A 13925-nucleotide genomic window follows, 5' to 3' on the forward strand; every position below is an offset into this window, starting at 1 on the left:
GTTGAGTTTCTGCGCCGGTAAAGCAGCTGTTGGCCGGTCGGGGTCAGGAAGACCGGACCGGGCGCCACCTGAGCAGGTGCCGTTCCAGGCGGTTGACGAGGAGGTCGATGATCAGCACGACGATCATGAGGATGAACATCCCCGCGAACACGCCCCTGGTATCGAATACGCCCTGCGCCTGTGCGATGGCGTATCCCACACCGCCCGAAGCGCCCAGGTACTCACCCACCACTGCGCCGGTAATGGCGAAGCCGACGCTGATATGCAGGCTGGAGAAGATCCAGGTCAGTGCACTCGGAATGAAGACGTGGCGCAGGAGCTGCTTTTCGCTGGCCCCCAGCATCCTGGCGTTGTCCACCAGGACCCGGTCCACGCTCTTGACGCCTTCCAGGGTGTTGAAGAAGACGATGAAAAACACCAGGGTGAAGCCGAATGCGACCTTGGACCAGATGCCAAGGCCGAACCACAGCAGGAAGATCGGAGCCAGGACCACGCGGGGGAGCGCGTTGAACATCTGGAGGAAGGGGTCCAGCAACCGTTCAAGGAAGCGGACGCGGGCGAGGATGAAGCCCAGGAGGAGTCCGACGGCGGCCCCGACCAGGAAGGCGAGGATGGCTTCCTGCATGGTCACCCAGAGATGGGGGAACACGAACCCTGAGGAGACCCAGAGCCACACGGTCTGGAAGATGTCCGAGGGAAGGGGGAAGAAGAATTCGTCAATCACCCCGGCCCGGCCCAGGACCTCCCACGCTCCCAGGACGAGAACCGTGAGGAGGAGTTGGATGCTCCGCATGGCCAGGGGCGACATTTCGCCCCGGCGGGCGGGGCGGCTGACCGGGCTGCGGTCATGGGTGCTGCCGGGTGAGCCGTTCCCGCGGGAACCCGGCCTCCGTGAACCGAGGATGGTCATGCTGCCTCACCTTCCTCCGCCATGGCGCTTTCGTAGGTCTTTGAGACTTCGATTTTCAGGCGGCCCCAGATCTCCCGGTGGAGGGCAACGAAGCGCGGGTCATCTCGGATGTCCAGCAGGTCGCGGGGGCGGGGAATGTCGATCTGGTAGCTTCCCACCACGGTGCTCCCGGGGCCTGCGCCCAGGATGAGCACTTCGTCGGACAAGGCAATCGCTTCGTCGAGGTCGTGGGTAATGAAGACCACCGCCTTGCCGGATTCCTGCCAAAGCTGCAGGAGTTCGTTTTCCATGATTTGGCGGGTCTGGACGTCGAGGGCAGAAAACGGCTCGTCCATGAGGAGGATGTCCGGGTTTACGATCCAGGCCTGGGCGATGGCGGTGCGCTTGCGCATCCCGCCGCTGAGCTGGTGCGGATAGCGGTCCGCAAAGTTCTTGAGGCCCACCTTTTCGAGCCAGCGCCGGGATTCCGAGTGGGCCTCGGCCTTGGAGACGCCGGCCATGGTCAGGCCCAGGCTGACGTTGTCGATGACGGTTTTCCACGGCAGCAGGGCGTCCTGCTGGAACATGTAGGACGCCCGGCGGTTCACTCCCGACACCGGTTCGCCGAAGCTCTTGACCTCGCCGAAGCTGGGTGTCAGAAGGCCTGCAGCCATGTTCAGGATGGTGGACTTTCCTGATCCGGTCGGGCCAACGATCGAGACGAAGCGGCCGGGTTCAACCTTTAGGTCGATGTCGCGGACTGCGAAGTAGGTCTCGCCTCCGGAGGTTGGAAATTGTTTGGTGCACCCGGTGAGCTCCACGGCATATCCGGACGTGGCTGGCTGTGCAGCTGGCATCTTTGCCTCTTCCCGGCCAACTCCGGCCGCTTGTTTCCCTCTGCTGGTTCACGCTCTCGGAACGATGATGGTGCATCGGTCCGCGTCCGGAGTCCCGTGTACGGACTCCGTTTGTACTACTCATCAGCAGAACTGGCCTGCCACATCGTGGGTTCTCCATCATGATGTGGACCTGATGCTAACAGTTACTTCGGTCACACTCAACGCCCCCACGGCTCATACACTTTCCCCATGAGCTCCAGCGAAACGTCGGCCACGCCCCTGTTGGTCCTGCGAAAGATCACTGCCATCCTCGATGCCTTTTCCCTCGTCCGGCCCGAGTTGTCGCTGGCTGAGATCCGTTCCAGCACGGGGGTGCCGCACTCCACGGTGCAGCGCCTGGTGGCGAACATGGTGCAGGAAGGGATCCTGGACCGGCACGGGGACCGTTACCGGGTGGGGGTGCGGATGGCCCACTGGGCGGCGCCGGCAACCCAGGGCCTGGATTTCCTGGAACTGCTGACCCCCGTGCTGCGGAGGCTTCGTGACGAACTGGGTGAGACGGCCTGCATCTTCCGCGAATCCCAGGGAAAGCGCGTCTGCATTGCCTTGGCCGAGACCCGCCGCATGCTCCGGCGGGCGGTGAGCGTGGGTGAAATCATGCCGCTGCACGTGGGTGCGGCGGGCCGGGTCCTGCTGGCCTGGAACCCGGAAGTTGCGGATGAGGTGTACCGGTCGGGCCTGGCGTCCCTGACCGACCAGACCATTACCGATGCCGCGAGCCTGGAGGAATCCGTTGCGAAAGTCCGGGCAGATGGTTTCGCCATCACTACCGGTGAGCGCGTGTCCGGCGCCAGCGGAATCTCAGCTCCGATTTTCGGGCCGCAGGGTGAACTCTTCGGGGCCCTGACGGTGATGGGTCCTGCGCTGAGGATGCCCTTCGATGTCTGTGCCTCCTGGGTGGAACAGGTGCTGGCGGCCGCCGAGGAGGGCACCCGGATGATCGGCGGCACCATCCCCCAGTAGAACCGGTTCTCGGATCCCTCTATCCACATTGTGAATTTGGGTCCACAATATGAGTTGTCGTGCCAACGATGCTTCGCGATCCACGGCAGGCCGGGCAACGCGGCCCGGGCACCGGCTGCCGGCAGAACAGGAGTCCCAAAGATGGTGGAAACTTCACAGAGCGCGCCCACTGGCGGCGTGCGCCGTGGTCAGCACACAGACTTCGGACCTGGCGCCCGAGAGTGGGCCGGCCCCGGCGCTGCACCTGCCCTCGGTGCCGTGGGAACGGCCGGCGGGCCGCTCGCCGGCGTGCGGGTCCTGGAGCTCGGCTCACTGATCGCGGGCCCGTTTGCAGGACGGCAGCTCGCAGACTTCGGTGCGGAGGTTATCAAGATCGAGTCCCCTGACCGTCCCGACCCCATGCGTGAATGGGGCCGGGCCCGGATCCACGGCCACACCCTGTGGTGGTCGGTGCAGTCCAGGGGGAAGAAATGCGTGACTCTGGACCTCAAGTCGGCCCGCGGACGTGATCTGTTCCTGGAACTCTGCAGGGAAGCCGACGTCATCCTGGAGAACTTCCGCCCTGGAACACTCGAGAAACTCGGGCTCGCCCCCGAGGTGCTGTGGCAAAGCAACCCGGGCCTGGTCATCGCCAGGGTTTCCGGCTACGGCCAGACCGGACCGGATGCGAATAAGCCGGGCTACGCTTCCGTGGCCGAGGCCCGCGGCGGCCTGCGCCACCTCAATGGATATCCGGACCAGGCACCGCCACGGACGGGCATCTCGCTGGGGGACAGCCTGGCGTCGCTCTACGCGCTGCAGGGAATCCTGCTTGCCCTGTACTGGCGGGACGCCAAGGGAGGGACGGGGCAGGTTGTGGACGTGTCCCTCGTAGAGGCCTGCTTCTCCCTTTTGGAAAGTGCCGTTCCCGACTACGCGGCTGCGGGCGTTGTGCCGGGTCCCAGCGGTTCCGGTCTGAAGGGGATAGCGCCGTCGAATATCTTCCGCTCCAGCGACGGAAAGTGGGTGGTGATCGCTGCCAACCAGGACTCGGTGTTCGTGCGGCTGGCTGCCGCAATGGGCAGCCCGGAGCTGGCTTCCGACCCCCTCTACAGCAACCACGCATCCCGGGGTGTCAACCAGGAGGCGTTGGAACAACTGATCGCCGAATGGGCCGCCGGCTTCGACCACTCGGAACTGGTGGCGTGCCTTGATCGGCACGCTGTTCCCAACAGCACTGTGAGTACCATCGAGGACATCTTCGAAGACCCCCAGCTTCGGGCGCGCGGGATGCTGGTGGAAGTTGCCGACGAACAGTTGGGAACGGTGGTCCAGCCAGGCGTCATCCCCAAGCTGTCCCGGACCAGCGGGGGCATTGCATGGAACGGGCCGCTGGCGCCCGGCTCCCACAACAGCGACGTCTACGGGGGTCTGCTCAACATGGATGTCGAAGAACTGCAGCATGCCAAGGACGAGGGTGCCATCTGATGAACGGAATGACGGGAACCGGTACTCCCGGGGGAGCAGTCTCAATCGTGGACGTCAGTCCCCGGGACGGGCTGCAGAATGAAAAAGTTCCGGTCAGCACCCGCGACAAGCTGCGCCTTATCAACGATCTGATTGCCCTGGGCGCCAGGCGGATTGAGGCGGTGAGCTTCGTAAACCCCAAAAAGGTTCCGCAAATGGCCGATGCCGATGCCGTCATGGCGGGGGTGCCGCGGGACGCCGGTGCCAGCTACATCGGTCTGGTGCTGAACACCCGGGGCGCCTACCGGGCGGTGGATGCGGGGGTGGACGAGATCAACTATGTCCTGCCGGTGACCGATGCCTTTGCAGCGGCCAACCAGAACACGACGGTCGCCGCCGCCCTTGATGCCCTGGAGGAAGTATCCGGAATCGCTGCCTCGGCGGCCATCCCGCTCACCGTCACAGCCGCCGTCGCCTTTGGCTGCCCGTACCAGGGCGACGTGCCCGGGGAACAGGCTCTTTCGGTCGTCCGGAGCGCCCTGCAACGAGGCCAGCTGGCCGAGGTTGCCTTGGCGGACACCATCGGCTGCGCCGTCCCCTGGCAGGTCAACGGGGTCTTTGCCGCCCTGGCGTCTGAAACGGATATGCCGCTGCGGGCCCACCTGCACGAGACGCGCCACACTGCGTTGGCGAATACCTATGCCGCCATGGCGGCCGGGGTCAAGGTCTTCGACAGTGCCGTGGGCGGCCTGGGCGGTTGCCCCTTCGCCCCCGGCGCGGCCGGCAATGTTTCCACGGAGGACCTGGCATGGATGCTGGAGCGGGCAGGGTTTTCCACCTCGATTGATCCGCTGGCTGCGACCGAGCTGGGCCGCTGGATCTGCGCCAAGGTGGAGACCGCGCCGCGCTCGGGGCTGGCCGGCGCGGGAGTGTTCCCCAAGGCCGCGTAGGCGCCGGGGAACACTCCGCACCGAACTCCCGAACGGCGGCTATCGGCGTCTTTTCCTAGCCCCGGCTGCTCCGGGCGGCAGCCTCCATCCCGCCGTCCCTGGCGACCACCGGCAGCGGCGAGGTTTCGTCCTCAAGGTGGGCCCGCCGTCGTCCGTCACCCTTGATCCACAGCCGGTACGCCAGGACCAGCAGCCCCAGCCACACGGCGCCCACGTACAGTGCGATCCGGGTGTCCTCGAACGCGCCCAGCACGGCGATCACCAGCGCCATGAAAGCGATGGTGAGGACAGAGGCGGCAGGCCACCACGGGGAGGGGAATTCCGACGCCGGCAGACCCTTCCGCGCGATTTCCCGCTTCATGGCCACGTGGGACGCCAGGATCATCACCCACACCCAGACGGTGGCGAAGGTGGCGATGGAGGCAATAACGAGGAACACGTCTTCCGGGGTGACGGCGTTGAGGACCACGCCCACCAGCAGGATCCCGGCCATCATGACCACGGTCATCCAGGGGACGCCGTGCCGCGAGACCTTCCCGAAGGCTGCGGGCGCGTGGCCCTGGTTGGAGAGTCCGAAGAGGATGCGGCCGGCACCGAAGATGTCGCTGTTGATGGCCGACAGCGCCGCCGTGATGACCACCGCGTTGAGGATGTGCGGTGCGGCCGGGATGCCCAGGCTGCTGAAGATCTGGACGAACGGGCTGCCGCTGGTGCCCACCTGGTCCCACGGGAAGAGACTCATCAGGACGCCCAGGGTGAGGACATAGAACAGCAGCACCCGCACCGGCACCGTGTTGACGGCCTTGGGGATGACCTTCTTGGGATCTGCTGCCTCGCCGGCCGTGATCCCCAGCGTCTCGATCCCGCCGAAGGCGAACATCACTACCGCGAAGGATGCCAGCAGGCCTTCGAAGCCGTTGGGGAACAGCCCTCCGTGCCCAACAAGGTTGCCCAGTCCGGGCACCACGGTGGAGTCCGCGGCCTGGAAGCCGAAAACAATGATGGCGGCGCCGCCGGCGATCATGGCGATAATGGCTGCCACCTTGATCAGCGAGAACCAGAACTCCAGCTCGCCGAAGACCTTGACGCTGAGCAGGTTAAGCGCGGCCAGGAAGCAGATGACGGCCAGGATCCAGATCCAGCGGTCCACCTGCGGGAACCAGAAGCCCATATAGATGCTGAATGCGGTGACATCGGCGATGGCTACGATCGCCATCTCGAACACGTACGTCCAGCCGGTCACGAAGCCGGCCAGGGGTCCAAGGTAGCGGCTCGCGTACTGGCTGAAGGACCCGGATACCGGGTGCCGCACCGCCATCTCGCCGAGGGCCCGCATCACCATGAACACTGCGGCGCCGCCGATGATGTATGCCAGCAGGACGGCCGGTCCTGCTTTCTGGATCGCCGAAGCGGAACCGTAGAAGAGGCCCGTACCGATGGCCGAGCCCAGGGCCATGAAGCGGATGTGCCGGACATTGAGGCCCCTGTTAAGGACTTGTCCGACGACGGCTGCCGGTTTTTGCGTTTCCACCGGACTTTGGGTCCGGGTTGGGGTGGGTTGCATAGAGTTACCTTCTCGTCTTTGGGAGGGGAGCCGCTAACCAGCAGACCATTTCCGGCCCGTTCGTGATGAGGCTCACGGAGGCTTGGTGTCTTCGGTTCCAGACTGTGGGCAGTGAGATGCGTTCGACGGCGGCACGCGGATTGACGCGCTGAGGCACCATCCGCTGCAGAGGGCCTGGCGGCCGGCAGCCCCCGGCGTGAATGTCAGTGGGTCGATGGATGATGTGGTTATGGGAATCAGCGGTGGTCTTGGGGCGGTGTTGGAGGGTGTCCGCGCCTCTGTTGCTGCCCTTGATGCGCTGGAGAAAGAGGACGCTTTCCTGGCTTCCGGGGCTCATGGTGGTGCCGGTGTGGATATTGGTGCGGGTACGGATGTGTTGCAGCGGCGGTATGGGATCCGGTTGGAGCGGCTGGAGCTTATGGCTCGGCTGGAAGCGCAACTGGCTGCGGTGAAAGCGGAGACCGCTGCTGAGGCAGTGGAGTTCCAGCAAGCGATGACGCCGCCGGACGCATCGATCCAGGACCGCACTTACGCGGACATGTCGGTGGTGGAGGAGATCGCCGGGGTGCTGACTATCAGCTCCGCGGCCGCGGGCGCGTTGGTGGAGCAGTCACGGCGCATCTGTTCCCTGCCGCTGGTGTTCGATGCACTGTCCGCCGGGGACATGTCGTGGCAGCACGCCCGCATCATTGCGGACGAGACCGAAGGCCTCACCCCGGAGGGCGCGCTGGCGTTGGTGGCGCATTTCTTCGACCCGGCTGCACCCCAGCCCGCCCGCGGCGCCGCCCCGGGTGAGCTCATTCCGTGCCGGTTTCGGGCCAAGGTTCGTGGGTGGCGGGAGCGCCATCATCCGGAATCGATCGAGAAGCGCCATGTAAAGGGTGTGGCGGACCGGCGGATGGAATACATCCCCGACCGGGACGGCATGGCCTGGGTCTCGCTCTACCTGCCAGGGGATACCGCGTGCGCGATCTGGAACCGGACCACCGCCACGGCCCGCGGACTCCAGGGCCCCGACGAAGAGCGCACCCTCACCCAGCTGCGCCCCGATATCGCCGCCATCCTCCTCCTCGGAGCCGGGCAGATGGCGGGCGAGGGGTCCACCGGCACCGCCCCGGGCACGCAGGGTGTCACCGGGATCGGGAAGCTCCCTGCGCCGCGGGCTGATGTCCTAGTGATGGTGCCGGTATTCGCCCTCCTCGGAGCGACCGACGAACCCGCCGTACTGGATGGCTTCGGCCCGATCCCGGCCTCCATGGCACGGAAACTGGTCGCCGACGGGGCGGAATCGTTCTACCGGGTCCTGGTCGACCCCAGGGACGGGGCACCGCTGGAGATCGGCCGGAAATACTACCGGCTCACGGAGGCCATCAAACGGTGGGTCAGGCTGCGCGATGCCAAGTGCACCTTCCCCGGCTGCACCAACCGCACCCCCGACAACGAAACCGACCACCTACAAGCGTGGCAACACGGCGGCACCACCAACGTCAGCAACCTGGCCCAACTCTGCCCCAAACATCACCGGCTCAAACATCACAGCCAATGGACACCGGACCCGGCCAACAAGAATGAACCACCCGGCTGGACCTCACCAACAGGCAGGCACTACAACCCAGAACACCCCGACCCCGAACCAACCCACTGGCCACAACGGCTCCTGGCGTTGTTCGGCGACGCCTCGGAACGGGAGACTTCAACCGGGGCACTGGAGTGGCCGGACGGGTACGTGCCCGAACACTTTGGCATGCTCCAGGAATTGGATGTGCCTGATGATCCTGGTCCCTCCGAAACTGAACTGGCGGCTGACCCTTTCCCTGAATGGTCTCTGTTCCTGGACTTTGAGGACCTGGAAGCGCCGGTTCTCTCGGGCTGAGCGTGCCGAGTCCCGGGAGCGTTTGTCTGGTATTTCAGACGATAAGGTTCAAAATGAGTCGCTCAAGGCTCCCGGAAGGACGCAAGCTTAAGTACGGGATACCGGACAGAGCTAGCCAGAAAGACACTTCCACTTCATGAGCACTGCACTAAGCGCCGCAACACCAAACGCCGAAGCCCAGGCTCCCCGGGTGTCCGCAAAGGCGTCGTCCAAGGTTCCCGCCGCAGAAAACACCTTGCGCATCCTCAAGTTGCTGGCTTCCAGACGGGGGCCGATGGCGGCGTCGCAGATTGCCTCCAGCCTGGACCTGCCCCGCTCCAGCGTGTACCACCTGCTGGGGGTGATGGAGGCGAATGGCTTCGTCCTTCATCTCCACGAGGAGCAGCGCTACGGCCTTGGCATCAGCGCCTTCGAACTCAGCTCCGCCTACTCCCGGCAGGAACCGCTGTCCAGGCTGGGCCGCCCCCTGCTCGCCAGCCTGGTGGACGCCATCGGCGAAAGCGCGCATCTCGCGGTGCTGCACGGCAGGGACGTGCTGTACATCGTCGAGGAACGGGCCAAGAACCGCCCGTCCCTGGTGACCGACGTCGGCGTCCGCCTTCCCAGTCACCTCACGGCCAGCGGCCGCGCCATCCTTGCCGCCCTGCCCAAGTCCCAGGTTCGTGCGCTCTACCCCAACGCCGCCGCCTTCAGCGCGCGGCACGAGGTGGCGGGTGCCATCATGAAGTACTCGGCGCTTTCCTCGCACCTGGACCAGGTCAGGCAACGCGGGTATGCCACCGAGCACGGCGAAGTGACCCCGGGCTTCGGTTCCATCGCCGCCGCCGTCACCGACCACCTGGGCTGGCCCACTGCCGCTGTCGCGGTCACCTTCCTGGAAGACAGGTTGGCCCCGGAGGAATGGCCGGCGCTGGCAGCCCGGGTCCAGAAGGTGGCTGATGAGCTCTCGGTCCGGATCCACGGACGCCCCACCAAGTAAAAGCTGTCAACCATGAACCCTGGCAGCAGGCCTCGGGCGCGTCTGGCATCCCGGACAGCACCCACGCAAAAGCCCTGTGAAGCCCTTCCCCGAGGGGCTTTAGTGGATACAGAACTTCTTTCCTCCACCAGATAAATCACCCAGAAGGAGCCCACCATGGCACCCGCCGATTTCACCACCGGTGCCCGCCCGGTCAAAGCAGCCCGCGGCACCGAGCTCACCGCCAAGTCCTGGCAGACCGAAGCGCCCCTGCGCATGCTGATGAACAACCTGGACCCTGAAGTGGCAGAACGCCCCGATGACCTGGTGGTCTACGGCGGCACCGGACGCGCCGTCCGCTCCTGGGCCGCCTTCGATGCCATCACCCGCACCCTGCAGACCATGGAAAAGGACGAAACCCTCCTGGTCCAGTCCGGCAAGCCCGTGGGCGTGTTCCGCACCAACGAGTGGGCGCCCCGCGTGCTGCTGGCCAACTCCAACCTCGTCGGCGACTGGGCCACCTGGCCCGAATTCCGCCGGCTCGAGGCCGAAGGCCTCATGATGTACGGCCAGATGACCGCCGGCTCCTGGATCTACATCGGCACCCAGGGCATCCTGCAGGGAACCTTTGAAACCTTCGCCGCGATTGCCCGGAAGCTCACCGGCGACGAAAACGGCACCCTCGCCGGCACCCTGACCCTGACCGGCGGCTGCGGCGGCATGGGCGGCGCCCAGCCGCTGGCCGTCACCCTGAACGAGGGCGCCTGCCTGATCGTCGATGTCGACGAATCCCGCCTGCGCCGCCGTGCCGGCAAGCGCTACCTGGATGAGGTGGAAACCGACCTCGACGCCGCCATCACCAAGGTGCTCAAGGCCAAGGAGGAGCGCCGCGGCTGGTCCGTGGGCTACGTGGGCAACGCGGCCGAGGTCTTCCCCGAAATCCTGCGCCGCCACAATGCGGGCGAGCTCACCGTGGACATCGTCACGGACCAGACCTCGGCACACGATCCGCTGTCCTACCTGCCCGAGGGCATCACGGTGGACGAGTGGCACCGCGAGGCTGCAGCGGATCCGGAAGGCTTCACCAAGAAGGCCCAGGCCTCCATGGCCCGCCACGTGCAGGCCATGGTGGAATTCCAGGACGCCGGTGCCGAGGTCTTCGACTACGGCAACTCCATCCGCGACGAGGCCCGCAAGGGCGGGTACGAGCGAGCCTTCGAGTTCCCCGGCTTCGTCCCCGCCTACATCCGGCCGCTCTTCTGTGAAGGCCTGGGCCCGTTCCGCTGGGTGGCCCTCTCCGGCGACCCCGAGGACATCCGCGTCACGGACGAGGCCATCAAGGAGCTGTTCCCCGAGAACAAGCACCTGCACCGCTGGATCGACGCAGCCCAGGAACGGGTGGAATTCGAAGGCCTGCCGGCCCGCATCTGCTGGCTTGGCTTCGGCGAACGCGCCAAGGCCGGGCTCCTGTTCAACCAACTCGTGAAGGAAGGCAAGGTCAAGGCGCCCATCGTGATCGGCCGCGACCACCTGGACTCCGGCTCCGTGGCCTCCCCGTACCGCGAAACCGAGGCCATGGCCGACGGCTCCGACGCCATTGCCGACTGGCCCATGCTGAACGCCCTACTGAACACGGCCTCCGGCGCCACTTGGGTCTCCCTGCACCACGGCGGCGGCGTGGGCATCGGCCGCTCCATCCACGCCGGCCAGGTCTCCGTCGCCGACGGCACCGACCTCGCCGCCGAAAAGCTCGAACGCCTCCTGACGAACGACCCCGGCATGGGCGTGATCCGCCACGCCGACGCCGGCTACGAGCGCGCACTCGACGTTGCCAAGGAACGCGGCGTCAGGATCCCCATGCAGGAAACCGGAACCGAAAACAGCTGACCCGGCCAAACCCCGCATCGATTGCTCCGTAACTGCCGTTTTGAGCCTCCAAAAGGACCGTTACGGAGCAGTCGATGAAACAACCCAAGGAACTTAAATTGACCACGATTACGCACGAACCGCTCACTGTCACCCTCGGGTCCGCCGGCGTCACGCCCCAGGACGTTCTCGCCGTCGCGCGCCACGAGGCAAAGGTCACCATCGCACCCGAAGCCCTGGAAACCGTGGCCAAGGTCCGCGCCCACATCGACAGCCTGGCCTCCAGCGACACCCCTGCCTACGGCATCTCCACCGGCTTCGGCGCCCTGGCCAACCGCCACATCCCCAACGAGCTGCGCACCCAGCTGCAGAAGTCGCTGATCCGCAGCCATGCGGCAGGCATGGGCCCGGCAGTGGAGCGGGAAGTGGTGCGCGGCATCATGTTCCTGCGCGCCAAGACCCTGGCGTCCGGACGCACCGGCGTCCGCCCCGTGGTCCTGCAGACCATGGTGGACGTCCTCAACGCCGGGATCACCCCGGTGGTCCGCGAGTTCGGTTCGCTGGGCTGCTCCGGCGACCTCGCGCCGCTGTCGCACTGCGCCCTGGTCCTGATGGGCGAGGGGGAAGCGGAAGGGCCCGACGGCGTCACGTACGGCGGGCGCGGCGAGCGGCCCGTCGCCGAGCTGCTTGCAGAGCATGGCATCGAACCCGTCACCCTCGCTGAAAAGGAAGGGCTGGCGCTGGTGAACGGCACCGAGGGCATGCTGGGCATGCTCCTCATGGCCATCGCGGACCTGCGCCAGCTGCTGGCGACGGCGGACATCACCGCCGCGATGAGCGTCGAGGCGCTGCTGGGCACCGACCGGGTGTTCCTGCCCGAGCTGCACGCCGCGCTGCGGCCGCACCCGGGCCAGGCGGCCAGCGCGGACAACATGCTGCGCGTGCTCTCGGATTCGCCCATTGTGGCCTCCCACAAGGTGGGCGACTCCAGGGTCCAGGACGCCTACTCCCTGCGCTGCGCCCCGCAAGTGGCCGGTGCCGTCCGCGATACCGTCGACCACGCCGAACTGGTGGCAACCCGGGAACTGGCGGCAGCCATCGACAACCCCGTGGTACTTCCCGACGGCCGCGTCAGCTCCAACGGCAACTTCCACGGCGCACCCGTGGCGTACGTCCTGGACTACCTCGCCATCGCCGTCGCCGACCTCAGCTCCATCGCCGAACGCCGCACCGACCGGATGCTCGATCCTGCCCGTTCGCACGGCCTCCCGGCGTTCCTCGCTGCCGACCCGGGGGTGGACTCCGGCCTGATGATCGCCCAGTACACCCAGGCCGGCCTGGTCTCCGACAACAAGCGGCTGGCCGTTCCGGCATCCGTGGACTCGATCCCGAGCTCCGCCATGCAGGAGGACCACGTGTCCATGGGCTGGCACGCGGCGCGGAAGCTGCGCAAAGCCGTGGAGAACCTCCGCCGCGTCCTGGCCATCGAACTGGTGACCTCGGCCCGGGCCCTGGACATCCGCACGCAGCTTTCAGGTGGCGTGCTGACGCCGGGGCCTGCAGGCTCCGCTGTTGTGGCTGCCCTGCGGGCAGTGGTGGACGGTCCCGGAACGGACCGTTTCCTGTCCCCGGAACTGGAGGCGGCTGACCGGCTGGTCGCTTCAGGTGAGGTGCTTCGCGCGGCGGAATCCGCCGTCGGGCCGCTCGCCTGACACCGAAGAATCTTCAGCGCCTGCACGGCTTCTGTCCGAAGGGCGGAATTTCCGGCGCCGCGGCCCACCGCGGCGCCGGGAGTGTAGTAGAACTGAAGGTGTAGTGAAAGTCACATCAAAGAGGCTGTGGCGGCAGAACGATACAAAGGGGTAGAAGTTCAAATGAAAGCACGTGGGGCAGTCCTGTCGAGGCGCAACGCCCATTCCGCCGCGGTGTCCAACTGGAAGACCCTCCAGGCCGGGGACCGCGTCGAGATCATCAAGCATGCACATGTGGTGGCAGCCGGGGAGGTGGAAGAGGTGTCGCAGAGCGGCAACGTCCTCTGGCTGGTGCCGGCGGGACCTTCAGGTCCTGCGGAGAAAGAGCTTTTCCTGAAGTCCGACGGCGTTGAGGTCCGCCGCGGCTAGCAGTCCGGCCGGCAGACCAGCAACAAAAAATCCCCGCACGCCATGACGGTGTGCGGGGATTTTTGCGGTTGTGGTCAGGCGGCGATGGACTCGTAGGTCTCGCCGAAGGGCACTGATTCGTCCAGGGCCACGGTGTAGCGTCCCGGGTGCAGCCTGGTAACCAGGATGCCACAGGCGGCGTCATGTGCTGCTACTTCAATCAGTTCGGCTACCGCCTCTTCCAGTCCGGCGTGGACCTCGCTGGCGCTGGAGAACTCCAGGCTGATGGACCGCGGCGCGGGTCCTTCGGGGGTCTGGGAGGCGGGGATGCGCTCCAAGGTAGCTGTAGTCATGTACTGAACTTTCTGTGTTTCGTGCCAGGATGGCTCCAACATTCTACCTTCTGCTCCCTTTATAT

At 66.0% G+C, this 13925-nt stretch carries 12 protein-coding genes; 8 read left to right on the forward strand and 4 right to left on the reverse strand.

The genetic code is table 11. The features are described 5' to 3' along the window. Positions 1–43 precede the first annotated feature (43 nt). Positions 44–910 (reverse strand): ABC transporter permease, encoded by an 867-nt coding sequence (locus tag ACWRN3_RS20370; RefSeq protein WP_255174246.1) that lies wholly within the window; start codon positions 908–910, stop codon positions 44–46. After that, positions 907–1746: an ABC transporter ATP-binding protein gene (locus tag ACWRN3_RS20375; RefSeq protein WP_255174247.1), complete on the reverse strand. Its 840-nt coding sequence runs from the start codon at positions 1744–1746 to the stop codon at positions 907–909. The genes ACWRN3_RS20370 and ACWRN3_RS20375 overlap by 4 nt, the downstream gene beginning before the upstream one ends. A 231-nt stretch (positions 1747–1977) precedes the next feature. Between ACWRN3_RS20375 and ACWRN3_RS20380 the strand changes: the two genes are divergently transcribed. The 3 genes from ACWRN3_RS20380 (at position 1978) to ACWRN3_RS20390 (ending at position 5147) form a co-directional block, all read left to right on the forward strand. Next, positions 1978–2751: an IclR family transcriptional regulator gene (locus tag ACWRN3_RS20380; protein ID WP_224024622.1), complete on the forward strand. Its 774-nt coding sequence runs from the start codon at positions 1978–1980 to the stop codon at positions 2749–2751. 141 nt (positions 2752–2892) lie between these two features. Beyond that, complete coding sequence (locus ACWRN3_RS20385) at positions 2893–4218, forward strand: CaiB/BaiF CoA transferase family protein (protein WP_255174248.1); 1326 nt, start codon at positions 2893–2895, stop codon at positions 4216–4218. Continuing rightward, the gene (locus tag ACWRN3_RS20390) at positions 4218–5147 is read left to right on the forward strand and encodes a hydroxymethylglutaryl-CoA lyase (RefSeq protein WP_255174249.1); all 930 of its coding nucleotides are present in this window, start codon (positions 4218–4220) and stop codon (positions 5145–5147) included. The genes ACWRN3_RS20385 and ACWRN3_RS20390 overlap by 1 nt, the downstream gene beginning before the upstream one ends. A gap of 55 nt (positions 5148–5202) precedes the next feature. On the opposite strand, the gene ACWRN3_RS20395 is transcribed toward ACWRN3_RS20390, so the two are convergent. Beyond that, complete coding sequence (locus ACWRN3_RS20395; RefSeq protein WP_324643965.1) at positions 5203–6711, reverse strand: amino acid permease; 1509 nt, start codon at positions 6709–6711, stop codon at positions 5203–5205. A gap of 229 nt (positions 6712–6940) precedes the next feature. Between ACWRN3_RS20395 and ACWRN3_RS20400 the strand changes: the two genes are divergently transcribed. The 5 genes from ACWRN3_RS20400 (at position 6941) to ACWRN3_RS20420 (ending at position 13528) form a co-directional block, all read left to right on the forward strand. Beyond that, positions 6941–8584, forward strand: coding sequence for an HNH endonuclease signature motif containing protein (locus ACWRN3_RS20400; RefSeq protein ID WP_255174251.1), 1644 nt, complete (start codon positions 6941–6943; stop codon positions 8582–8584). A 136-nt stretch (positions 8585–8720) separates the two neighbouring features. Beyond that, a complete protein-coding gene (locus ACWRN3_RS20405) occupies positions 8721–9563 on the forward strand; it encodes an IclR family transcriptional regulator (protein ID WP_324643967.1) in 843 nt (280 codons plus the stop codon). 156 nt (positions 9564–9719) lie between these two features. Continuing rightward, on the forward strand, positions 9720–11429 hold the full coding sequence (hutU, locus tag ACWRN3_RS20410) for a urocanate hydratase (RefSeq protein WP_476741717.1): 1710 nt from the start codon (positions 9720–9722) through the stop codon (positions 11427–11429). A 98-nt stretch (positions 11430–11527) separates the two neighbouring features. Beyond that, a complete protein-coding gene (hutH, locus tag ACWRN3_RS20415) occupies positions 11528–13120 on the forward strand; it encodes a histidine ammonia-lyase (protein WP_476741718.1) in 1593 nt (530 codons plus the stop codon). A gap of 162 nt (positions 13121–13282) precedes the next feature. After that, positions 13283–13528 carry a hypothetical protein gene (locus tag ACWRN3_RS20420; protein ID WP_255174255.1) on the forward strand — a complete coding sequence of 82 codons (246 nt, stop codon included), beginning with the start codon at positions 13283–13285 and terminating at the stop codon, positions 13526–13528. A gap of 74 nt (positions 13529–13602) precedes the next feature. On the opposite strand, the gene ACWRN3_RS20425 is transcribed toward ACWRN3_RS20420, so the two are convergent. Beyond that, positions 13603–13860 (reverse strand): hypothetical protein, encoded by a 258-nt coding sequence (locus ACWRN3_RS20425; RefSeq protein WP_255174256.1) that lies wholly within the window; start codon positions 13858–13860, stop codon positions 13603–13605. Positions 13861–13925: the final 65 nt, after the last annotated feature.

Source organism: Pseudarthrobacter sp. rb (assembly GCF_056389225.1).